The organism is Paenibacillus glycanilyticus (assembly GCF_023715145.1).
GTDB lineage: Bacteria > Bacillota > Bacilli > Paenibacillales > Paenibacillaceae > Pristimantibacillus > Pristimantibacillus glycanilyticus_A.
Map to the genome: position 1 here is coordinate 543,390 of NZ_JAMBNP010000001.1, position 23,516 is coordinate 566,905.

At 45.4% G+C, this 23,516-nt stretch carries 24 protein-coding genes; 3 read left to right on the plus strand and 21 right to left on the minus strand.

What is annotated here, in order from left to right; genetic code table 11:
* Window positions 1-20: 20 nt before the first annotated feature.
* From M3194_RS02510 to M3194_RS02550, 9 genes are all read right to left on the minus strand, one after another.
* Entirely contained in the window at window positions 21-1,424 is a 1,404-nt protein-coding gene (locus tag M3194_RS02510; RefSeq protein WP_251651445.1) for a phospholipase D-like domain-containing protein, read from the minus strand.
* Between the two features lie 344 nt (window positions 1,425-1,768).
* Window positions 1,769-3,085 carry a DUF4179 domain-containing protein gene (locus M3194_RS02515; protein ID WP_251651446.1) on the minus strand — a complete coding sequence of 439 codons (1,317 nt, stop codon included), beginning with the start codon at window positions 3,083-3,085 and terminating at the stop codon, window positions 1,769-1,771.
* Complete coding sequence (locus M3194_RS02520; RefSeq protein WP_251651447.1) at window positions 3,072-3,614, minus strand: RNA polymerase sigma factor; 543 nt, start codon at window positions 3,612-3,614, stop codon at window positions 3,072-3,074. Before M3194_RS02520 ends, M3194_RS02515 begins: the two co-directional genes overlap by 14 nt.
* A gap of 836 nt (window positions 3,615-4,450) precedes the next feature.
* Window positions 4,451-5,533: an alpha/beta fold hydrolase gene (locus tag M3194_RS02525; RefSeq protein ID WP_251651448.1), complete on the minus strand. Its 1,083-nt coding sequence runs from the start codon at window positions 5,531-5,533 to the stop codon at window positions 4,451-4,453.
* 442 nt (window positions 5,534-5,975) lie between these two features.
* The gene (locus M3194_RS02530) at window positions 5,976-6,425 is read right to left on the minus strand and encodes an NUDIX hydrolase (RefSeq protein WP_251651449.1); all 450 of its coding nucleotides are present in this window, start codon (window positions 6,423-6,425) and stop codon (window positions 5,976-5,978) included.
* A 147-nt stretch (window positions 6,426-6,572) separates the two neighbouring features.
* Window positions 6,573-7,328, minus strand: coding sequence for a hypothetical protein (locus M3194_RS02535; protein ID WP_251651450.1), 756 nt, complete (start codon window positions 7,326-7,328; stop codon window positions 6,573-6,575).
* Window positions 7,329-7,780: 452 nt separating this feature from the next.
* The gene (locus M3194_RS02540; RefSeq protein ID WP_251651451.1) at window positions 7,781-8,263 is read right to left on the minus strand and encodes a YcxB family protein; all 483 of its coding nucleotides are present in this window, start codon (window positions 8,261-8,263) and stop codon (window positions 7,781-7,783) included.
* Between the two features lie 173 nt (window positions 8,264-8,436).
* On the minus strand, window positions 8,437-9,084 hold the full coding sequence (locus M3194_RS02545; RefSeq protein WP_251651452.1) for a DUF4304 domain-containing protein: 648 nt from the start codon (window positions 9,082-9,084) through the stop codon (window positions 8,437-8,439).
* A 272-nt stretch (window positions 9,085-9,356) separates the two neighbouring features.
* Entirely contained in the window at window positions 9,357-10,145 is a 789-nt protein-coding gene (locus tag M3194_RS02550) for a hypothetical protein (RefSeq protein ID WP_251651453.1), read from the minus strand.
* A 328-nt stretch (window positions 10,146-10,473) separates the two neighbouring features.
* On the opposite strand from M3194_RS02550, the gene M3194_RS02555 reads away from it, so the two are divergent.
* The 3 genes from M3194_RS02555 (at window position 10,474) to M3194_RS02565 (ending at window position 13,091) form a co-directional block, all read left to right on the plus strand.
* Window positions 10,474-10,797 (plus strand): PadR family transcriptional regulator, encoded by a 324-nt coding sequence (locus M3194_RS02555; RefSeq protein WP_251651454.1) that lies wholly within the window; start codon window positions 10,474-10,476, stop codon window positions 10,795-10,797.
* A 1-nt stretch (window position 10,798) separates the two neighbouring features.
* Window positions 10,799-11,491, plus strand: coding sequence for a VanZ family protein (locus M3194_RS02560; RefSeq protein ID WP_251651455.1), 693 nt, complete (start codon window positions 10,799-10,801; stop codon window positions 11,489-11,491).
* Between the two features lie 382 nt (window positions 11,492-11,873).
* A complete protein-coding gene (locus M3194_RS02565; protein ID WP_251651456.1) occupies window positions 11,874-13,091 on the plus strand; it encodes an IS110 family RNA-guided transposase in 1,218 nt (405 codons plus the stop codon).
* 141 nt (window positions 13,092-13,232) lie between these two features.
* Here M3194_RS02565 and M3194_RS02570 read toward each other — a convergent pair whose 3' ends face one another.
* From M3194_RS02570 to M3194_RS02625, 12 genes are all read right to left on the minus strand, one after another.
* Window positions 13,233-13,814 carry a suppressor of fused domain protein gene (locus M3194_RS02570; RefSeq protein WP_251651457.1) on the minus strand — a complete coding sequence of 194 codons (582 nt, stop codon included), beginning with the start codon at window positions 13,812-13,814 and terminating at the stop codon, window positions 13,233-13,235.
* 140 nt (window positions 13,815-13,954) lie between these two features.
* Window positions 13,955-14,590: a hypothetical protein gene (locus tag M3194_RS02575; RefSeq protein WP_251651458.1), complete on the minus strand. Its 636-nt coding sequence runs from the start codon at window positions 14,588-14,590 to the stop codon at window positions 13,955-13,957.
* Window positions 14,591-14,696: 106 nt separating this feature from the next.
* The gene (locus M3194_RS02580; RefSeq protein WP_251651459.1) at window positions 14,697-15,302 is read right to left on the minus strand and encodes a hypothetical protein; all 606 of its coding nucleotides are present in this window, start codon (window positions 15,300-15,302) and stop codon (window positions 14,697-14,699) included.
* Window positions 15,303-15,383: 81 nt separating this feature from the next.
* Window positions 15,384-15,602 carry a hypothetical protein gene (locus M3194_RS02585; protein WP_251651460.1) on the minus strand — a complete coding sequence of 73 codons (219 nt, stop codon included), beginning with the start codon at window positions 15,600-15,602 and terminating at the stop codon, window positions 15,384-15,386.
* 208 nt (window positions 15,603-15,810) lie between these two features.
* Entirely contained in the window at window positions 15,811-16,029 is a 219-nt protein-coding gene (locus M3194_RS02590) for a hypothetical protein (protein WP_251651461.1), read from the minus strand.
* A 186-nt stretch (window positions 16,030-16,215) separates the two neighbouring features.
* Window positions 16,216-16,557 (minus strand): hypothetical protein, encoded by a 342-nt coding sequence (locus M3194_RS02595; protein WP_251651462.1) that lies wholly within the window; start codon window positions 16,555-16,557, stop codon window positions 16,216-16,218.
* Window positions 16,558-16,754: 197 nt separating this feature from the next.
* Window positions 16,755-17,249 (minus strand): Imm30 family immunity protein, encoded by a 495-nt coding sequence (locus M3194_RS02600; protein ID WP_251651463.1) that lies wholly within the window; start codon window positions 17,247-17,249, stop codon window positions 16,755-16,757.
* Window positions 17,250-17,507: 258 nt separating this feature from the next.
* Window positions 17,508-19,484: a YjhG/YagF family D-xylonate dehydratase gene (locus M3194_RS02605; protein WP_251651464.1), complete on the minus strand. Its 1,977-nt coding sequence runs from the start codon at window positions 19,482-19,484 to the stop codon at window positions 17,508-17,510.
* A gap of 22 nt (window positions 19,485-19,506) precedes the next feature.
* Window positions 19,507-20,967 (minus strand): alpha-ketoglutaric semialdehyde dehydrogenase GucD, encoded by a 1,461-nt coding sequence (gucD, locus tag M3194_RS02610; protein ID WP_251651465.1) that lies wholly within the window; start codon window positions 20,965-20,967, stop codon window positions 19,507-19,509.
* 16 nt (window positions 20,968-20,983) lie between these two features.
* The gene (locus tag M3194_RS02615) at window positions 20,984-21,892 is read right to left on the minus strand and encodes a fumarylacetoacetate hydrolase family protein (RefSeq protein WP_251651466.1); all 909 of its coding nucleotides are present in this window, start codon (window positions 21,890-21,892) and stop codon (window positions 20,984-20,986) included.
* Window positions 21,893-21,989: 97 nt separating this feature from the next.
* Window positions 21,990-22,745, minus strand: a complete 756-nt coding sequence (locus tag M3194_RS02620) for an IclR family transcriptional regulator (RefSeq protein ID WP_251651467.1) — start codon at window positions 22,743-22,745, stop codon at window positions 21,990-21,992.
* A 187-nt stretch (window positions 22,746-22,932) separates the two neighbouring features.
* Complete coding sequence (locus M3194_RS02625; protein WP_251651468.1) at window positions 22,933-23,442, minus strand: DinB family protein; 510 nt, start codon at window positions 23,440-23,442, stop codon at window positions 22,933-22,935.
* Between the last annotated feature and the right edge of the window lie 74 nt (window positions 23,443-23,516).

Consider the following 23,516-nt stretch of genomic DNA (forward strand, 5'->3'; position numbering starts at 1 on the left):
GGTCTTAATTTCTTACTTCATCAAGTAACTTCCCTTTTGATTTCTCCATAATTCGTGGAGTCCATGCGATAAGCAAGACCCTGCCAATCGAAGTCACCGTTTTCTCGTCTAAGCTGATTTTTACGGGCTATGTTTCGGTAAAGTCTAAGCGCCTCACGATCGTCCAGCTGCCGAGTGTCTTGACCTAAATGTTCGTCCAGAAGTTGACAGCGAATTGACCTCACTTCTTTAGGGTCCCAGAACGATGCGTTCATCTCAGTATGACCATAAAGTGAATTCGAGTGCAGATTGCAGGAACCGATCGTTGCCCAAGAGTCGTCGATGAGCATGATCTTTCCATGTATGTAAATATTACTTCGCCCTCCCTGTCCATTTGGCCCTGCAATACCGACAAGAGTAAAATTCTCATATCGACAGAGTGTCTCCATTTGGTCGAAGAACTTTTTTACATCCATCCCATGGAATGCAAGAACATAGGATTCGGGATCGGGGACCAGGAGAACAATATCCACGCCTCGCTTTAGAGCTTCCTCTATTTTCGCTATGATCTCCGGAACCGGTAATGCCTGATTTTCAAGATAAATGGTGCGTTGAGCTGCATCAATTGCCTGTTTGTATTGCTCTAAAACAGATCGTTCCCCAGTAGCTATATCGTAAGGAGATCCTCCTGGGGTAGGATAACTATCGCTGTAACGACCCGGAGATACTTGTCTTTGTATCTGCATTTGGGTATGTCCCCGTAGAGTGGATACGCGCGTCGGAAACAACAACTCATCCTCTCCATTATGTCCCCATACGCCATCAACTACCAGACGTTCGCTGGCCTCATTCCATCTCTGAACGAAATTGTGATGTACATCGGTCGCTGAAGGACCTGTCACCTCGACAAAGACATCATGCCGATGTCCCTCACCGATATGGCCGGGTTCAAAAGCCTTAAACGTCGGATTGATCCCACCGACGAATGACGTCTCGGATTCATGTCCAGCATCCATGAGCCAAGCTTTTTGGTGTTGGCAATATTTACTGTTAGTCCGGTCCCAGCGGATGCGAAAGCGCGATCCCCGTGCTGCGAGCATTTCACGGTCAGCATCAGATCCCAGGAAAGCTTGACCATACCCGCTGCTCTCCGGATTTGGACGCCAGAAAATAATTCGAACGTCCAACCCTCTCTCTACCGCACGATCCAACACATCGAACAGCGTGCCGCGATCTCCTGGCATCTGGAAATCAGGGTCCATGAATGTGATCGTTAACCAAACACTATGCTGCGCTTCAGCAATAGCTTCACAAATGCGCCTGAAGGTAGGGGCACTATCAACTAAAGGGCGAATCTTATTACCGTTCCTTACTGGATAAGAACCAAATTCGATAAATGCAATATGTGTTTTAGAAATATCGTTAGCTATACTATTAGGATTCATGTCTGCGGCGCCTCCTTATATGTGAGAGTAAAAAGATCGTATCACATCTCTTTTGAAGGAAGTGTTGAGATAAAATAAAGAATACTCATGTAGATCGAAGAAACCTGTATCTTTGAAATATAACTACGCAATTCTGAACCGCAATTGCTCGCACACCGAATACTTGTCCTCGTCGCGAGTCTGATCTACTTTTCCCTTTGTAACGGTCGCAACAGTCGAGTGCGTAACCATGGAAGACGCACTCGATGCCGAGGCGGGGCTACAGAATCAAGAGAAGCAATAACATCGCTATGGAGCTCGATCCATTCTTAATTGTTGGATATCCGAAGGAACTTCTTCGTCGCTTATTTTTCGGTAACAGGAATAGAAATCGTCTTATTATATTTCTTAAGATATTTGAAACCATCTAACAGAAGATACTCGGGTTTGTCAGTTGTTTGGACAGAATAAGTCTGCTCCCTTAATATGTTCCCATTTCCCAAATCCCACGGACGAGACGAGGTGATCGAGGTGACAGGCACTCGCTTGCCGCCAGCTTGTACAGCTAAATTCTCAGTGTTCAGGATAGTGAATTCTTTTCTTGCAATTACGATATCATAACCGGTCTCGGTCTTGGTGACGCTTCGAATCCATAGCTTTTCATTGTTGATCTTGACGGAACGATCGGAAGGCGCCGTTAACGGAATCGGCTCCATTACTTTCTCATAGCCGGTTGAGCTCTCCATTACTATTGCCATAGTTTCAATATGTGACGTTGGAAGGACATCATAATTATACTCAAACGTAGGCTTATCTTTGGTACTGAGTCCATCTGATCGATATCCAAAGGATTCGACTTCGGAACCATTTATAATAAGCTTTGTTGTACCCGGAAAATACGGATGTTCTCCATTGTTCATTTCATAGTGCCCTCGGATGACCGTTGCAGTTGGAGAAGCGGTGATTGAGTCGTACACAACGGTTCCTTCATCAACAGGTACAGATTTCGATATATCCTCTTTAATGATGCTCTTCATAGCCTTATTAGCATCAAATTTAAAGGAGATCGGATATAAGGCTTGTTGCCCATTGTCCATACGCTCACCAAATTGAGCCGTTAATGTCCGTGCGAAAGGACTTACTGGCTTGAATTTTTGCATACCATGAAACTGTTTCCAATCCTCGCTATAATTACCTCCGCCTTCTATCCTATCAGAATCCGTCAGAAATCCTTTTATCCGATAGACATCATAATTAATAAATTCTCCGGGAGTAAAGGTTTGCTCCTCAGGAAGATCGATGGTGTAATACATGAGAAAGGCATTATCATCAGCGATCACGCCGTCGATCGTAATGACTGTGCCGTCCTTAAGTGTCTTGCTTTTGTTAATCGTTTGACCATAACCATGCTCAGCAACTTCGGTGAAATTAAGTGAAGTCAGATCTCTTCCACTAAGCAGCTTCCCTCCATAATAAGCCAAAGCGGGATATTGATACGTTGTAATAATAAGAATAAGCGCTGCAGCTGTCGATACGGTCCAAGTAAAAGCTCGGCTTCGCTTCTGTTTTTTGTCTGGAAGCCGGTGAAGGGCTTGACGCAGCCGATCTTCAAGCTGAGCGGGAGCTTTCATCTGATTCAAATTATGTTTGTGCCTTTGAAATTTCTCCTCAATCGTATTCATAACGATCACCTCCGATGATGTTTTTCAATTTCTGAATGCCTTGCGAAATTCTTGATTTGATCGTGCCGAGCGGTACGCCTGTCATATCTGCGATCGTCTGATAAGGAAAGTCATGGACATAACGGAGCTCGATAGCCTCCCTCTGTCCAGCATTTAAGTGTGACAGAAGCGTCTGCATGTCCATTTCGGATTCCATGCTGCGATACGGATTTTCTTCCGTTAATGCTGGCAGAGTCATTTCCTGCTCCTCCTCGAGCGGCTGATACTTCTCTTTCCTGCGGAGCATCGTCTTACATCGGTTAACCAGAATCGTTTTGCTCCAGCTATAGAAGGCTTCGCCCTTTTGCAATTGATCGATCTTCTCATATAGCGTGACGATCATATCCTCCATCGCATCCAGCGCGTCATGCTCGTTCCCCATGTAGGAATAGGCTAGACGGTAGTAGGCGTCCTGATCAGCCATGATCAGCTGCAGCAGTGCTTCCTTGTTTCCTTTTTTGGCTTGTCTTACTAAACGGTTTACAAACATGTTCTCCCCCCTTTCATAGATAAGAGAATACTGGGGTATCAAAAGTTCATTTTTCTTTTAAAAATTCTTATGGTATTTATTCTCAAGCTCTCAATCACTTCGTTTCATGTACCAGTGACCGGCCTCTTATATACTTAACTTACGAGTAATAGAATGCGATTTTTTATACCAAATGCCATTATAACCATACTGGTTGTAATCACGGCAATCAAGGAGGGAGCTCTCTCTTGCCAAATTTTCGGATTTATTTTGAGAGCGATTGTATTTCCTTATTCACACTCCATTTGGCTCGATTAATACGTACTTTGCAAAGGAAAGTATTATTGAAAAGTAATGTAATTATCGGAAGTAAACTGCCCTTTAGTCGTAATGAAGTATTGACTGGCTAACACTTCATTTTCTCAACGCAACCTGCTCAAATAACCCTTAATAACGTGTTATTCTTGTCGTCAGCCCAGTATAGAGGGATTTTCACGTCCAAAAAATACGACATAAAAATACGTACCAATGAAAAAGAACCTTGATTTATCAAGGTTCTAAATCGGGAAATACAGAATCCGACCACTAATCTGTACTGAACTTCCCCATTCTGGGATTGAATTCGACCCTAACGAGTTCCTAAACTCGTGTCGAACAACTAGCTGCGGGACTGGCTTTCTTGTCGTTCTCCCAATATGAGGGCTCAGCACTAGTTGTTGCTGGCAGAATTTCGTTCATCCTGGAGCCATTCCGAAAAGGCATCACCATGAGCATGTCCCGTAAGGGAACGCCCGCTGCTAATGCCCCATCGAACCATTCCATTCCACTTTAAAGTCTGAAAAGTTGCTGAATCCGATCTACTGGAAAAACTCTCTGAATAGCTTAATGGCCGCTTTAGGATTCTCCTCCATAATCCAATGTCCGGTTTTTTCTAGCTTCACCGTCTTTGAATTCGGCGCATGTTCGTTTAAGAACTGCTCCAGCATGCCGTAACCGGACACGCCGGCGATGCCAAGCGCGGGCACGGACAGAGGTTTGTACGATTTAAATGTTTCGATATCGTCTCTGAACGATTTGTACCATTCGTTCCCGGCTCGGAGCGCATCGGGCTGAGAATAGGCCGCGAGGTAAACCTCACGTTCCTTTTTGCTGAGAGCATTCTTGGTGTAGCCCATATAATCGTAAATCCAATTATAAACGAGATCCAGCTGTTTGCCCTGCAGCATTTGCTCCGATAAGCCCGGGATGGTATTAGTGGCAAACCACCAGTAGAACTTCGCGCGTTCGGGATCACTCTCGTCGTACACTCCCGCCGGTGGCAAAATCGGGATTTTCAAAAAGTTCTCATTCGGATGGGAGGCATCCATCAACACGACTTTCTTCGTGGCTTGCGGGTAATTCGCAGCATAAGCGTACGCGATTGTCGCGCCAATATCATGTCCGGCGATGTTAATGCTCTTGTAGCCTAGCGCTTTGGCCAGTTCATAAATATCCTTTGCCATTGTCTTCTTGTCATAGCCCGATTGCGGTTTGTCCGAGCTGCCCATGCCACGGTATTCCACGACATAAACATGATAGTTCTTGGCCAGCTCCGGCATCATTTTGGAGAACGAATACCAGGTAACGGGCCAGCCCGGCAGGATAAACAGCGGCTCGCCCTTCCCGCCCTCGACATAGTGAAGCTTGACGCCATTCGCTTCCTTGTAGACGTTCTTGAAGCCTGGAAGCTCTTTGACCAGCTCTTCGTCGGAATTCGGCTTATCTGAGGCTGGCTTGCCTGCAGTGGTTAAGGCCACTTTCTTAGGATTGATATCCGCGGCGCTTTCGCTGACTTGCTGATTGCCGTTCTGCCCGCAGGCCGAAAGCAAAACAAGCATAAATGACGCAATGAGCAGTATCGCCGTGCTCTTAGCCGGCCATCTCGATTGGTTCCCTAACATCACATTCACTCCTATGTACATTTTATGGTTGGGCTGAACAGAGTCGCCTATTCAACGCACATCCTCATTTTGAATCAATCGCTGTCTTTCCATCCCCCTAACTGCGGTGCGGAGTTCGTGCAACCCTTTTTCTCCGCCATCACTTTTGATATTGAATCGCTAAATGTACGCGAGCCGAAGTGTACGTTAGTTCTTACACCTAGATCTTACCAAGGATAACGGAGTACAAAACCTGTTAAAGGTCATGAGTATACACAAAAAAAAGCATCGCCTTCGGTCATTGCACATGACTTTTTTCATGCGCAAAGGCCAAAAGTAATGCTTCCCTTACTTAAATCGAATGTGTTCCTCGGCTAAGGCGGCGGTGTTCCCGCTCTCGAAGGTACACTTTGAACTGCGGTAGAGCTTCTGTAGCTTATTTTGATTGATCTATAGTTCACCGTTACTTCAATGAGTTGTATGTTTTTATAGTTTGTTTCCCTTGAAAATCGTACAGAATTACATCTGATTCAACTAGTATTCTTATTCCGTGTTTATAATACGGCATTTTCTGATCAGCCTCTTCAAAACCAACCCACTTTAACTCGGCTATTTCATGTGGTCGCGTAATCATTATGTCTGTATTCTTTGGTTTTGCTTTAAACGTTACAAAGACTACATGTTCACCTTTATCTTCAAAAAAGCATTCGTTTACTGCACTAATACCTAATAATTCAACTTCAATACCAGTTTCCTCTCTTGCCTCTCTTATCGCCGCAGATGACCATGATTCGTCGGCCTCTACTGCACCACCAGGCAATGACCAACTTGAGGAGTGAATATTTCTAACGATTAATACCTTGTTTTGCTCCTCATTTGTAATCAGTGAATATGCAACATCAACTCTATACACGAATCAGCATCCTTCCACTATTTGGTTAGTTACATATTCGATAAGTACTTATTAGACCCTTCTAACTTAATAACCGCTCATTAATGAAAACAGGGAGCAGTTCAGCCGCGACAAACAGCTCCTGTTTATTCCACTATCGTTCAACCGTTAGTTTAACAATCGAGCGAGCAACGACTCCGCCTCATGGGTTCTTCCCATTTTAAGAAGTTCATTCGCATGGCGCTCAATTATAGTCTTGTTAGAAGAGAATGTATGCTGCAAGTTCCGAACTGAAGCAAAAAATTCTTCTTTCTCCTTTGCTCCTGCGGGCGGGGCCAATATGCCCAGGGAATCTTCCGTCAAAGTTGTTATCTGTTGACTCCGTTCAAATCTAATCTCTTGCAGGTATTGGACAGGGTTCGGAATTGGTTTCAGGTTGAATCTTTCTTGAACTTCGTTCAACACCTTCTGTTTCTCTCGTTTCCATCGATCATGATCAAACCATTTTGAATTCAGATCTTGAGCCTCTCCCTTACGAACACTCTCAAGATACGCTTCTTCACTCGGATAATCGTTAAGTAATGCCTGTTCGTCAAATATGTGTAGCGAAAAAAAGTCGTGCAGATTTCGAGCAACAAGCTGTATGCGATCTAAATCCATTGGTGATACCTGTATCACTGGTGCTTCATCCAAGTCTTTGACAAGGCCAAAATCAGTTAACAAGGCGTAGTGTATACCATCTACTCCAGTACGAGCAAACGGAAAAGAATCCACTGGCGTACAGAAATACCCTTCCTTCTCATTAAAATCAATGCCTAGGAAAAGCCCCGTAAGAGTCTCCAAATACTCTACTTCTCGGGAAAACCCTCTCTCCCAAAGCATTATTTGTTGAAGCAGCATAGGGGTCCGATACTCAATGGTCATTAGATTAACCTCACAATTAAATTATTTTCTCCCAATGAATTCAATGTTAGTACCAAGCTATCCTGCCATTACTAAAAGAGGCTGCTAACTTTACCAGCCGCCTCGTCTGATTGTCTTATCGAACTAACGTTCCCAGTTAGCGCAACGTTACTCTATAACGATTAGTAAATGTAGGTATACTGGCAATTTATTTCTTATGCCTTCTTCTTATCCAAGATAATAATAAAAAAGTAAGTATTAAACCTATATAAATAAACATAGTCCAACCATTTGAATAAATAGTATCACGATCAGGTAACCAACCTAATTGCTTAATAATAATGTAAATTCCAATGAAAATGAATGCTATGAGAAAATCAAAACCAATCCTCTTCATTGCTCTACTCCTTGCTTCGCTCCTCAATTTTACTAACGTCTCCCGATAGCTTAATCCTGAAATGTATCGGCTGAACCTAATTCTTTATCTTCGAACTTATTAGACTTAAAAAATTTTTCATTCCTTCAGGGGTATCAAACACCCGCTTAGGAATGATTGCAAATCCTCTTTTACTATAGACTAGGTAAATAAACTCTTTTGTCTCTTTAATTTTTTTATAAAAGCTCCATGGTATTGATGATTTTAGTGCTCCAGCTGTAAACCTTATTTCTTCTTCGAGAAACTCAAGTTCATACTCCTCTTTGTACTTCGGTTCTTTCCTAAATATCACTCTAGGAACTATAATCAATCGGGCAAACATGATGAACATAGATACAATTGAAATAACAATTAAAAATGCTACTAAGAGCCCGTTTGAACCATTCACGTATAGATAAATCCCAAAACCGAGAAGAGCTAATGTAATAATGAAATCTACTAACAAACGTTTGGAATCACCATTTGACTGATTCATCCCCCTGATAAATTCTCTTTCAGAGTATTTGAAATTTAACTTCATCGTCATTCCTCCAAATATCATGTTTTGAAGTAGTTGCATAATACGTTCTAATCACGAGAATCATTTGAACTATCCTCCCATTGAGAAAAGGCCGTCAATTAATGTTGCCGGCGGCCGTGCTTCTTAATTCAGCTATAGTTTACCGTTAGGACAATTAGAGCGACCGAATCCGGTTAATCTGGCAAAACACTTAAACCTAATTTCTGAGTAAAATCTTTTAATAATTTTGTGTAATGGGGGTTTGATATTTTTCTATTCCATGCGTAGACCAAAGCTTCTTCAGCTTTAGATCGGTTTCCAATAATACAGTAAAGAGGTATTAAATCATATTGCGCAACTCTTGTCCCTGTATCTTCCTCTGACACTTGTCTCTCGATTTCAACAATTATATCGTTTGTACTATTTATATTTTCAACATACGGAAAAACAAGTGTCTCTAGCTTGGATTTTATCTTCTCCGATAAAGCGGATATCTCAGTACTTTCTGTGATGTGACAATCAGGAAAGTGCGTTCCTTCTTTCTTATGATTAAGATACATCAAGCTGGTTTCAATGATGGGTCTGTAACTCTGATAGGAAAACCAGCTTGTTGGTTTATTCAAATTTAATGCTGAAAAATATGATTCTGAAAATAAAGCAATTTCAATTGAAAAGGTATAATAATCCGGTAAATTATAGCTTGATGCCCTGAAGTTTATAATCTGAATAACCTCTTTAGATTCTCTTACAAAGGTAGCATTTTTCTTTCTATATCCTCTCACTTTAAAAAGAGGAGCTATATCTTCGGTTAACATTCTTTTAAACATTTCTTTGGGAGTCATTTTTCACCTCAGTCATTGGATCTAATTTCCATATTATAATACCACATATTGAAACTAAACTGCTGCCCGTTACTTCAATGAAAACGGCAGCTGATTGTTTGACCAGCTGCCGTACCGTCATTGAACTATAGTCTCCCGATAGTTCAACGCGTAAGTTCAAAACGTATTGTAGAGGGCATCTGAACCTTAGTTGCGAAAGCGAAGCTGCTAAGCGCTACTCTAAGCCCGTTATAGATTAAGTAACAATCATTACTGGGATGGCTATAGTTAAATCACAAATACGGAGGTTTCGGTCGAGTGCTTCTTTTGAGCTCCATGCTCCCTCGACTGACCTCATAAACCATCTGATATTGACCATTCTCTTCACCTTTACGCCAACGTTCGGTGAATACCACATTATAAGTATCCTTTCGAGAGGATTTCTCAACTTTCGTTTCCCTCTCAATGTAATAGTTTTCAATTTTCAGCTTAACTTTTCCCTCTTCCTTAGGGAAAACGTCAATAGATGTGCCTTTACCGGCTGTGGCAAAATGTAAAGCATCATCTGCCGTAAATGGGGGCATCGGAGGCGACGGAGGCGATATCGCATTGATAGTACCCGCAATAAGCAATAAAGAAAAAATAGGCAAGGCGAAGAAAATTAATCCTGTCTTTAATCTAAGACTCAGGATGTAACGAACGATGAGTAAATCTAAACTGAAGAAAAGGAACGACGCGACTCCCCCAATGAGGCTTAATTGTGGAGAATGAATCAGAAGGCCAAAACAATGACCAAAAGTGACATGGAGTAAACCGGATACTAATACCGCAACCAGACCTTTTACCTTTAAGCTCACAGCTATTGCTTCAAGGATTGAAGAAACTAGGACTCCATAAATAAAGATGACGGGACTTGCGTACAAAGCAATCACTTGAACCGAAAGCAAATAATCTGCTGCGTTCCAGTTGGCTCCTCTAAAAACTATGTTAGGAAAGGACAACCAAAGGGAAATTGCCCAAGAAGTAAAATAAGCGGCTACTAGTTTGCGAACAAGCATCTGAGTTACGTCTGCCTGAGTCAAAATAATCCCCCCACGAGTTACTCCTACAGTTTCTTCGAGTGTATCAGGAAGTTCATGTGAGAAGCAGTACTAAGTTTCGTAGGACCCGCAGTAAACGGCGGTGGAATCCATAGAATATGTGTGGGGGAAACTAAATGGACATATTAGAACTAAACTACATTAGTATATCATGCAAGGATTAATGACAAATTGCAGCTGATCAGCTGCCCTTTTCTTATTCAACTAAAGTTACCCGTTAGCATTACGACCGTATAGCACAAAAAAATTTTAAATGTATACTTGTATAGCGACATATGTCGCTATACAATATTTGTAAGAGGTGAATTGCATGGACAAAGAGATTTTAAAAGGCAGCATCGACATCCTTCTGCTCTCCATCATCGCACGCAAGGATACATACGGCTACGAGATTGTCCAACAGTTGAAGGAGTTGAGCCAAGATTCGTACCAAATGAGCCAAGGGACGCTCTATCCAGCGCTAAAACGGCTCGAAACCAAAAGGTTACTTCGTTCCTACTGGATCGAAAACGAAGCAAGTGGTCGGAGGAAATTCTACAGCCTCACGGAAACCGGTAGTGCGGAGTTGCACGACAAGCTGGACGCGTGGGATCAAGTACACGCACTGATTCAATCGTGCAGAAGGCGGGTTTAGCATGAATTCCTTTGAAGAGTATTTAAACCAAATCCTGCAAAACATCGATGCCTCAGATGAAACCAAGAGGGAATTGTACGAAGAGTTTCTTGATCATCTGGAACAATTGCGGAAGAGCTATGTCACTGATGGTGTGCAAGATGCGCATGCGATTAAGTTGGCTATCTCCGATTTCGGACATTCGGAGCTTGTGGGAGGCTTAATTAACAAGGCAATATCACAGAATCGAAAATGGATACAAGCCTTGGTGTGGTTCGTCTTCACGTCTTATGCGCTGATAGCTGTTTACCAACTATTCTTGACTCAAACGCGACTTATACAACACAGCATGGAACAGCCTCATCCCAACTTGATTCCGTTCCAAAGCATTCTGCAATACGCCAACGGTTATCCGAATTACAATTTTGATACTTGGTTCTTTAATCTCTTCGGCAACGTGCTACTCTTCGTTCCACTTGGGTTTCTGCTGCCAATCCTGTTCGCTAAGGCGCGGCGTTTCTCAACGACCATCGTCTGGACGATACTGGTCAGCCTCACCATCGAACTGACCCAGCTAGGTACGCGGCTCGGCTCCTTTGACGTAGACGATCTCATCTTGAACGTCCTAGGAGGATTAATCGGATTCGCAGTATGGATAATGGCTGACGTGTGTTGGCGAATTACATTGCAGAAGCTTCGCCCAGCGATAAAGTGAATGTGCCGTACGATTCGAAATAAGTGAGCAGGAATGAACGCGTTCCTGCTCTTTGCATTACACCGTATGATCAAATTTTACTTCACTCTCTCATTCATGCTCGCTGTCAACACCTACGCAATACTGCCCGTTAGCCATCCATGCAGCGCACAAACAGCGCTGCACCACAGAGAATGAAAATAGAAATGCCGTTAATAATGCTACTACGGCTGGGAGAAGAAGGTCGATAAACTATGGTGCGTTAGAGCCCATCCGTTAGTCTGACTCCAACGATCACGGTGCATCACAGAATGTCGCTCCCTCGGGAAGCACTCATGGTAGATTAATCCTAATTTGGTTGTTGCACCAGCTCCATAAATGAGCCGTAGAGAGGAAATTTTTAATGGATGTTCTCATTGAACGTGCATGCGGAATGGATGTTCATAAAGACTCTATCACTGCTTGTGTAATGACTCCCGAAGGAAAGGAGATTTGTACTTTCCCTACTAAGACAGTCTTTTTATTGCAATTAATAGACTGGATTAAAGACCATGGCTGTACGCATGTAACGATGGAAAGTACAGGTGTATTTTGGAAACCAATTGTAAACCTCTTAGAATCGGAAGACATTACGTTTTTAGTCGTGAATGCTCAACATATGAAAGCACTTCCGGGACGTAAAACCGATGTCAAAGATGCAGAATGGATTGCCCAGCTTCTACGTCATGGGCTTCTCACAGCTAGTTTTATTCCAAACCGCGCCCAACGAGAACTTAGAGAGTTGGTTCGTTACCGTCGCAGCATAATTGAAGAGCGTGCTAGACAACACAACCGAATTCAAAAAGTTCTAGAAGGAGCAAATATTAAGCTCGGTTCCGTTGTTTCAGACATTATGGGCGTTTCTTCTAAGAATATGCTTCGTGCCATTGCAGAAGGTGAAGAGGATCCTGAAACACTAGCAAACTTAGCCCAGCGTACACTGAAAAAGAAAAAAGCGGAACTAGAACTTGCTCTGCGTGGTTATGTGAACCCTCATCAGCGTTTAATGATCAAGACAATTCTAAACCACATCGATTTTCTGACAGAACAAATTGAGCTGTTAGATCAAGAGATAGCCCAGAGAGTGAGCTCTTTTCAGGAAGACATAGAGCGATTAGATTCCATTCCTGGTATTGCCCCACGCATGGCGGAACAGATATTAGCTGAGCTTGGAACAAACATTGAGAACCAGTTTCCTAGCGCAGCTCATTTGTGTTCTTGGGCAGCATTAGTTCCTGGGCATAACGAGAGTGCTGGCAAACGCAAATCGGCTAAAGGTAAGAAAGGAAACAAATACTTGAAAGCTGCTTTAACAGAAGCAGCACATTCAGTAGGCGCATCCAAGAACTATCTTGGTGCCATGTATCGACGAGCACTCGCTAAGAAAGGTAGAAAACGTGCGGCTATTGTAGTCGCTCATGCCATGCTTAGAATCGCTTATTACTTACTAACCCGAAAAGAAATGTACGTGGATTTGGGCGAAGACTATTTTGAACGACATAAACATGCTGCAGTGGTTAGAAATTCGGTGCGTAGACTTGAAAGCTTGGGATATTCCGTTTCTATTTCGGATGTCTCCTGATCCTTATTTTGAAAAGTATGTACCAGGTGCTAGACTTTAAAAATTTAAAGAACTGCACCCTTATTTAGTTTTGTCTTTTTTTGATGTTACTTCAATGAATTTTCATGGTAGTTGAACAATGGGCTCGATTGAGTAATTGTTTTAGCAGACAGTTGATGCCCGCATTAAATCAAATACGTCGATTTGGTGTTTTTCGAATAACTCCTCTAAAGCATCAGAACCGTGTTTGTTTGCATAAGCACTTTCTTCTTCTGAAATCGGAATAATCATTAGCCATGAAACCGTTTTGTCTGTGAACTGGATGCTTGTTAGCTTCTCTTCCCATAGAAACGGTGAAACCAGCATGATGTCCCGTAATGGACTTTCAGGTAAGTAAAAACGAACGACATTGGGATAAATTGTTCCAGGATGACAAGGGAAACTAGTGTTGATCACATTAAAGGCACAGCTTGCAAGGATGTTGGGAAATATATCGAATTCCTTGCTACACGCTCCGATAAGTTCTACACGTAAAGACACATCGCCTACTGTCAAATCCATAGAATGGTCCGACAACCGTATGGTTGAATATGAATCCACATCATTCCAAGGTCTATCCGTACAAGATAAAACCTCAACAGAATTTTCTTTGTTATCGTCGTAGTATCGAATTACTTTTGGTGTTCCACCGAATACCTTTGCAATCGTTTTAGCGATGGATTTATGCTGTTCCGTCGGACGCACTTCAATATCTCTCCTAGCTCTTTAAGTTGTGTTACACCGCCCATTAGTTGAGAAAACGGCAACTCATAATTTGTGAGCTGCCGTCCTGTCTTTATTGAGCTAATGTTCTCCGTTAGCGTAAGTTTGCCCTTACATAGATATTATTTCAAGTGTTCTGGTCTTCTTTCTTTTGGAATGAGCATTACATCAGTCTCGGTCTCTGTCAGATTCGTAAATTCCAAATTTTTAATTTTATTGTTGTCAAAAATGTTCTTTACTCTCTCTGAAACATACTGATCCAAGGTATATCCTCTTTTGTCAGCGTTATCCATGAACAAATCCGTCCCATCCCAAACGTCATCCTTAAAATATGTGCCCTTAAAACATTGGTGAAAACGGATAACTCCAGGGTGTTCCTTTATTACAATTTCGCTACGGTAATAATCTACTGGATTGCATCTGCCTGTATTGGAAATCCCAGAATAATTGGGAATAAGTTCATCTTTTTTTCCATAAAGGGTTACTGAAAAAGATTCCCATCCAGTTATTTGTTGTTGAATGAACGTTTCAATAATTGAATCGTGTAGCAATAAAGAAAAGCCAGTATAGATGACAAGTGAGGGTGTATGAGTCCCCCTCAAATGTCTAGCCTCTAGTGTTTCAGAAGGCTTAATCTCCCCTCGTAACAAAGCACATGAATAATCAAAAGCAGCTTCAATTCCTGCCTTAAATGGTCTTGTTGAGTAAACGTCAGAGCATTTGAATAACTTATTATAAACTGGTAAATAAGAGGACATTTCTACTTTCTCCCCTTTTTGTGATGTCTAATTTATTCGTTATCAAAATTCAACTAACGTTCTTACGTTAGCTTAATCGGTTGCCGAATAAATCGAACTCTTATTTCTATTTCCTGGACCATAGATTTTGATACAATCCCGTAACTGTCAGGCGGACAATCCCATTTTCATTTAGCGTGATTCCATCCTTCTCATAGACATTATTCGGAAAAAGATAAAAAGAAAATTCATCCCCATCCTTGAAATTAAGTCCACCGCCGCCGTATGTGGCGCTTTCATAAATGCTTCCCTTATATTCGGACTTCATTTTCGCTACCATTTCTATCGAAAAATTATTTTCGCCTTGTGTCTTGTATTGTGTGCCCGAAATTAATGAAGCTCCGTTTCGCGAATAAGTTCCGACTGCTCGAAAGCCAATCCGATAGCCTCCACCTTGCAAACCGACGTTATCAAGCCAACTCACAAAAATGCGGTGCGCCCCGTCATTGTACAGTTCTTTCCCCACGTTGCTCTCCAAATCTGCCAAATCGACGGAAACGGAATACTCCCCGGGAACGGCATAACCGTTTTTATCCGTAAACTTCTCCGTGTTATTTGCGATATCCGCCATTTGCATCGTCCATGCAGCTGGAAAACCGACCAGCCAGTAATATAAAAATACTACAGCAGCTACTCCGATAAAAGCAACGCTTAGCTTAGTTTTACGTTTCATTAGACCCTCCGCATCAATTAGAAAAATAACCCCTGACATCTGACCCATTAACTGAACTTAATAAAACTTACTTAACTTAAGTTATTTTTCTCGCATAGCTAACTTGACTATTCTATATCCAAAAAGGCATACAAGTACGAGTCCTATTGTTCCCAGTATGTTATGGATAAGACCATCTATCAAGTCTCCTCCGCTCAATGCATCTAATACTTCACTTACAATAAAAATATGCGGTTGGGGAAGAAGCATTAGAATTACTCCAACAATAAACCCAATAAAAAGATTTATAATTTTAGGCATAACTAAACTCACTCCTATACAAGAGAATTTAACAATGTTTAAACTCTATTCAGACCTCGTTTCAGTTTAATTTAGACTAAAATCATATTCTACAGATATTGGAAGTATCCTGCCCTTTACTTGAACAAAAGCTGCAGTAGATCCTTCGATCCGCTGCAGCTCTTTTTGATTGCACTAAAGTTCCCAGTTAACGTAATAAAACTTACAGTTATTTTTCTCGCATGACTAATTTGACTATTCTATATCCAAAAAGGCATACAAGTACGAGTCCTATTGTTCCCAGTATTTTATGGATAAGACCATCTATCAAGTCTCCTCCGCTCAATGCATTTAACACTTCACTTACAATAAAGATATGCGGTTGAGGTAGAAGCATCAGAATTACTCCAACAATAAACCCAATAAAAAGATTAATAATTTTAGGCATATTAAACTCACTCCTATACAAGAGAATATGAACAATGTTTTAACTCAATTCAGATCTCATTTCAGTTTAATTTAGACTAAAATCATATTCTACAGATATTGGAAGTATCCTGCCCGTTACTTCAATAAAAAAGAGCAGCTGCCGTTGTGACAAACTGCTACATGAAGGCTGAACTAACGTTCTCCGTCAGCTTAGTCCATGGTCTTCGTCAATTATCCATGAGAACTCTTTTGCAATGGCGGTAGCAATCTCAGCTATGGTCTGCTCCAGAATATCATCAATGTATTTGGGCAAATCAATCTCAATTAAATTAACTTCTTCTATTCCCTCCAGTGTATCGAACCCATAGTTACCATCGTTATCAGCAGGTATCCCTCTTATCTTGATACGCTCTCCATTGATTTCTTTAGAAAATGTTAGGTGACTTTCCTTTTCGAACTCCAAAATGTGGACTAGGTATTGCTCTAGAATCTTTGACTTTACTTTTTTCGTGTAGTCATCAGAATGGATACTAATGTAGTAATACATTAATTTCACCTCGCATGTCTTATGTATCTCTTATTCGTGACATGCCAAATATATCCTTTTAAGCATCTGTTCATTAATGTAATCTGCCCGTTACTTCAACAAAAGACTGGCAGCAGATCTTGGATCCTGCTGCCAGCCTTTTGGGATTAACCTAATGTTAACCGTTAACTTAATAAATCCGTATATCAGTCTGCCTTTTACTCGGCTATACAGATTGTTAATACCTCTTTAACTTTTTTCTCGAATTTTTCAGGGTCCTCATTCTTAATATCATTTAATATTGCAATTTCTCTTTTTTGAACTTCTTTGTTCACATCTTTTAATACTGTTGCAAATGTTACTCTGTATTCATCGTGATTCAGTATCCTGTAATGAATTATATCAATCCATTCTCTACAATTTTCATTGTTATCTGGGATCGAATTAACCTGGATCTTTAAGGCGTCGTAAGGTGAATTTGTACTTAAATACTCTATTGTATGAATTATCCCCCACATGACTTCAAAGTGTTCCGTTTCATCTTCTAGAACATCGATTAATTGACCAATAATACGGTAATCATTAGCTTTATATATTTCTTTTAACGCTTTCTCAAATAATAAAATTTCCGATTCTGTTCTCATAAATCTATTTAATTTTAGGGTGGCTAGATTTTCATCTAGTTTCATATTTACACCTTCCTTGTAATCCATAATTCCCTCATTATCGCTTGCATGCATTTACTTCAATTATATCATTTATCATTAGCGTAACCTGCCCTTTACTTCAATAAAGCTGCAACTGATCTCTGATCGGCTGCAGCTTTATTAATGGAACTATCGTTTCCCGTTCGTATCAATCTGACTTTTCACTATCTCAATAAAAATCTGCGTTACCTCTGCATGTCCGACTACGGCAGCCTTCAATGAAACCAATGTCGTCTATGGCGTGAATCCGCATGCGGCGCCGAGTTATTCCCGGGAAAGCGCATTCATGCCGGCCGAGAGGACCTCGAGGATCCTGTCCACATCATATACGCAGCCCTTCCAGGTACCTCCGCTTACAGCCTGAAGCGCAGCCCACAGCCGGGTATCGTCCGGCAGGGCGGGATCCTCAGCCAATTCGGGATGCTGCGGCCTAGAGGCCAGTATCCCGGTTCCCACCAGCTCGGTCTCCGGTTTGTCGCCGCAGCCGACCATATGGATGGTGCCGTCCAGCCGGCGCGTATCGATCCGGATGTCGATCCAGTCTCCGGTGCGCAGCCGACCTACTGGTCCTCCAGCCAGCGCCTCCGGTCCGATATGACCGATACAGGCGCCGGTGGATACGCCCGAGAACCTGGCATCGGTTAGAAGGGATACCTGCTTGCCGTAAGGCAGATGCTTCAGCGCCGATGTCAGCTGGTAAGTTTCTTCCATGCCCGTTCCGGACGGTCCGCGGCCGATCAGCACCAGCACGTCGCCCGCTGCGATCCCGCCCATCTTGATGGCGCGGATGGCCGAACGCTCGGTTGTGAATACTTTGGCTCGCCCAACATGTCGGAAAATGCCGTTCCCGTCGATGACGGCCGGGTCAATGGCCGTCGATTTGATGACCGCCCCTTCCGGCGCCAGATTACCGGTCGGGAACGTCACCGTTGAGGTCAGTCCTGCCTCTTTGGCTAGTTCCGGGCTGTAGATGACACTGTCCGGATCGATCCCGTCCTGCTCCAGCAGATAGCTCCGCATCTGACGGCGGCGCTCCGAGCCTTCCCACCAATCGAGCACTTCGCCCAGTGTTGATCCCGTCACAGTGAGTACCCGATCGTCAATGACACCGAGACGCCTCAGATGAAGCATGACTTCCGGAACACCGCCTGCTAGAAACACGCGGACGGTTGGATGGGGTATCGGCCCGTTCGGCAACACGCTGACAAGTCGCGGAACGCTGCGGTTGATCTCGGTCCAGTCACCTGCATCTGGAATCGACAGGCCTGCGGCGTGCGCGATCGCCGGGATATGGAGCAGCAGATTCGTGGAACCGCCGAATGCGGCGTGGACCGCCATCGCATTCCGGATAGCGGCATCGGTCAGCACATGGGCCGACGTGATGCCCTGCTCCGCCATAGCCGCCGCGGCGCGCGCGGATTGGCGCGCCATCTCTTCCCAGACAGGTTGACCGGAAGGAGCGAGTGCCGCGTGGGGCACCGTCAAGCCCAACGCCTCGGCCACCACCTGCGCCGTTCCCGCGGTTCCGAGGAATTGGCAGCCGCCGCCCGGTGTAGCACAGGCGCGGCAGCCGAGGTCCGCCGCTTCCTCCAGGCTGATTTCCCCATGGGCATACCGGGCGCCGATCGTCTGGATCTTGCCCGCATCCTCCCCGGATGTCGGCGGCAGCGTTACGCCGCCGGGTACGATGATAACGGGGAGATCGCGCATGCTGGCCAGAGCCTGCATCATGGCAGGCAGTCCCTTGTCGCAGGTCGCCACTCCGATAACGGCGGAACGGGTAGGCAACGAGCGCACCAGCCTCCGAACCACGATCGCCGCATCGTTACGATATGGCAGCGAGTCAAACATCCCCGTTGTTCCCTGGCTGCGCCCGTCACAAGGATCACTGACATAGCCGGCGAAAGGAATATGGCCTGCACGGGTCAGTTCGTCCGCGGCTGCCTTCATGAGCATCCCTATTTCCCAATGTCCGGTATGATAGCCCAGCGCCGCGGGACTCCCATCCTCGTTCCGAATGCCTCCCATCGTTCCCATGATCAGTACCTGTTTCCCGCCGAGACGGCTTGGGCTCCAGCCCATGCCGACATTTTGTGTCAATCCGAAGAGATCGCCACTCGGCGCATGAAGCAATAGGTCCGACGTCAGCGGGAGCTTGCCTTCCGGTCCAGGCGCATGTGTCTTCACGGAGAAGAAGGTCCCTTCGTCTCCGCCCATTATGGTTCTTATCTGCTCGTTCATCCCGAATTGCCCCTCTCGAAGGCTATGGCTTAATGAATACGGTCTTGATGGAGGTGAAGAATTCAATCGCAGCCTGCCCCTGCTCGCGTGAATGCGAGCTGGACTGCTTCATCCCGCCGAACGGTGCCTGAAGCTCCACGCCAGCCGTTTCGGCATTGACCCTGACCAGCCCAGCTTCCATATCCTGAACGAAAGTCAGTAAATTGCCGATATTACGTGTATAGATAGAGGCGCTGAGACCGAATTCGGTATCGTTGGCGACTCGGATGGCTTCTTCCAGACTACCCACCCGGATGAGCGATAGTACGGGGCCAAAGATTTCGTCTTTTGCAATGGCCATATCCGGCTTCACTTCGTCAAACACGGCAGGTGTTACATAGAAGCCGTCAACGAGCTCAGGCTGGCTTGGCCGTTCACCGCCGATAAGAAGCCGAGCTCCTTCTTCTTTCCCTTTGCCGATATAGGACATGACCGTATCGAGCTGGTTCTCGTTAGCGCATGGGCCGAGCCAGGTGCCTTCCTCAAGTCCGTCGCCGACCCGCAGCTCCGCTACCTTGGCCACCAGCTTTTCCCTGAAAGCTTCATAAACGTCGCTAACGACAATGACGCGGCTGGTCGCCGTGCATTTCTGGCCGGTGGAGCGAAGCCCGCCGCTGATCGTGGCTTCCGCGGCAAGCTCAAGGTCGGCATCCGCAGCCACGATGACAGGGTTCTTCCCCCCCATCTCTAGCTGGTATTTCGCCCCACGCGCGAGCGCTGCCTGCCCGACCCGCTTGCCAACCGCATTGGAGCCGGTGAATGTGACGCCGTGAACGCCATTGTGCGACGCGATACCGCTGCCGATTACGCTGCCGCTGCCAACAATCATGTTCACCACCCCGGCCGGGAATCCAGCATCATGGAAGCATTGCATAATAAGTGACGCCGTGACAGCGGTTTCTGTAGCCGGCTTCCAGACCACCGTGTTGCCGAAAATAAGCGCGGGAGCCATTTTCCATACGGGAATGGCAACCGGAAAGTTCCAAGGCGAGATGACACCAACGACGCCAAGCGGTACCCGTGTCGTGAACATGAGCGCCTCGGGGTCGGTTGAAGGGATGACGTCTCCAATCTTGCGCATGCCTTCGCCAGCATAATAGCGCAAGATCGCTGCGCCGCGCACCGTTTCGCCTTTGGCTTCGGGCAACGTCTTTCCCATCTCGCGCGTCATCATTCTTCCGATCTCTTCCTGCCTGGCCTCGAACAGGTCCGCCGCCTTGAACAGCAAGGCTCCCCGCTGCGCGCCGGTCAGCTTCCGCCAGGAAGCTCGAGCCGCTTCGGCAGCGGCTACGGCATTGTCCAGATCGGCCTCAATCGAATCGGACACATGGCCCACTACTTCTTGTTTCTTTGCGGGGTTGATGCTCGGAATCCGTTTGCCGGACAGTGGAGCCGTCCATTCTCCGTTAATATAATTGTCAATTGTTCTGGATTGTTCGCTCATGAACACTCTCCCTTTCCTAATTGGTCTGATAGGACTGCTGCTTCAGCTCATGCTTATAGACAGCCGTATTGGCCAGAATGCCGATACCCTCGATCTCGATCTCAATGTGGTCGCCCGAATCGAGGGTAAATTGATTAGGGGGAACAAGGCAGGTACCGGTAAGAAGTACGGTTCCATCATAGAGCTCGTTGTCGCGTTTCAGGAACGATACCAATTCCTCAAGCCTGCGTTTCAGCAAGCCCGTGCTTGCCTGCTCGTCAACGAGCTTCTCCCCGTTGCGGTAAATCCGGCACACGATCTGCAGCGCATAGGGATCCGTCACCGTTTCGGCCAGTCTGACCGTTGGCCCAATCGAGCAGGAACGGCTCCATACCTTGGCCTGTGGCAAGTACAGCGGATTCTCGCCCTCAATGTCTCTGCAGCTCATGTCGTTGCCGGCTGTATAACCGATGATCGTTCCTTCGCGATCCAGCACGAGACCCAGCTCGGCCTCAGGAACCTGCCAATTCGAATCGCTACGGAGACAGACTTGCTGTCCTGGTCCTACGGTACGCGCAAGGGTCGATTTGAGGAATAACTCCGGCCGCTCTGCGTCATACACTTTGTCGTAGAACGTCGTGGCATCCAGCTTTCCTCCCGTTGCCTCATAATTCCGCGCTTCTTTGCTTCGCAAATAAGTAACGCCTGCCGCCCATATCTCCGGCGCGTCTACGGGCGTCAGCAGTTCGAGTTCTTCGAGCGAGAAAGCGATTGCCGTCTTCCCAGCGATCTGGTTGGATACATGCTCGGCGGGAGACAAGCCCTTAGCTCTCGCTTCGGCAACCAATTCCAAGAGGCCCGACGTTTCCAGTCGGTAGACGGCCCCTTCATCTGTCAAAGCGCCTAATCGGGATAACGATGATTCCATGTAACGAACGATACGCATACATTCAACTCCATCATTGTTTTATATTATAAAACTACGTTCTCATATTAGGACAAAAATCCGCACATGCCATGCACATGTGCGTGAGAACGCGGTCTTACAATCGGCCAAGCGATTTGGAAATACTGTCAGCCGTTCGTACGACAAGCGCGGCGAACTTGGCGAATTCCTCATCGTTTACAGTGGATACCATTGTAGAGATGCTGACGGCCGCGGATACTTGACCGCTGTGATCATACACCGGGGCGGCCGTGCAGCGCACTCCCGGTTCGTTCTCCTCGCAGTCGTATGAAACCCCCTTATATCGCACGAGCTCAAGCTCGGCGCGCAAATCGGCTTCGTTCGTAATCGTATGCGGTGTCTGGACTTGATAGTGATAAGAGGCAAGTATACGAGCTAGTTCGGGCTCAGGCAAATAGGAAGCAAGTATTTTGCCGACCGCACTGCTGTGGAGAGGGACGCGTCCGCCGATTCGGGAATAACGAATGGCGGCTTTCGCCCCTTCTACCTTATCGATATATACGCCTTCCGAGCCGTCCAGGACGACAAGATGCGCGGTTTGCCCCGTCTCCTGCGACAGCTGCATCAGATGTGGGCGCGCAATCTCACGGATGTCGAAGCTCTGAAGCAGCAGCTGCCCCTTTTCCAGTAGACGCATGCCCAGCCTATATTTGCCCGACTCTGCGTCCTGCTCGATATACCGGTGTAGTTGAAGGGTCTTGAGCAGCGAATGAACAGTGCTCTTGTGAAGCTGCATTTTTGCGCTGATTTCGGTGATTTTCAGCTCTCTGTTTCGCTCGTCGAACAGGTCCAGAATGGACAGCGCCCGATCGAGCGACTGGATGATCGGCATGAGTTCTGCCTTCCTTCAAGTTTGATATTATAGAACCATATTCTATAATGTCAATTTTACCTTTTTTTTCTTGGTGCTGTCTATTGCTTTGTTTGACGACTCTCTCCACCACAAATTAAATACAAATAAGTGTTAATATATCTTTTTTTGTCAGCGGGGCGGGAAGGGGGCCATAAACTAAGGACGACTAACTCAAGTAACGATTTCGGATGATCCCCATGTGATGAAGCTCGTGTCCTGCGATGCCGTAAGCGAGGGCGCGCGCCGTAATGCTAACGTTGTTGGCTGTGCCCTTGTTAGACCACGCCTCGGCCGGCAACCCGTGTAGCAGTGTGATCGTCGATTGCCGTACGGCCCGGTAGTCTTCGGCCAATTGCGCGGTTGTCCAGCTTCCGAAAGGAGGAGTGAACAATTCCTGGTCGAAACCGGGCAGAGGCGTCTGATCCCCTCTTGCAAATCGGAGCAGGCGGTAGGTCATGACGCGTTCACTGTCTGCGATGTGGCCCACGACTTCTTTCAGCGTCCATTTTCCTTCCTCATACCGATAGGCGCCCTGACTTTCGGTCAACGATGCCAGCAGCTCGGTCATTTGCTTTTCCTGGGCGAGCAGAATGTCGATGATGTTGCCTTCCGGCACCAACCGGATATACTCGCCGACGTCCCCGGCGTATTCTTCTTCAGACGGTCTTTGGTTCATGTGTAATCACCTTTCTATAAAGATATAGAAAACTAAAATGCTCTTTCCAATTCTCTACCGCGATTTTTGCGAAA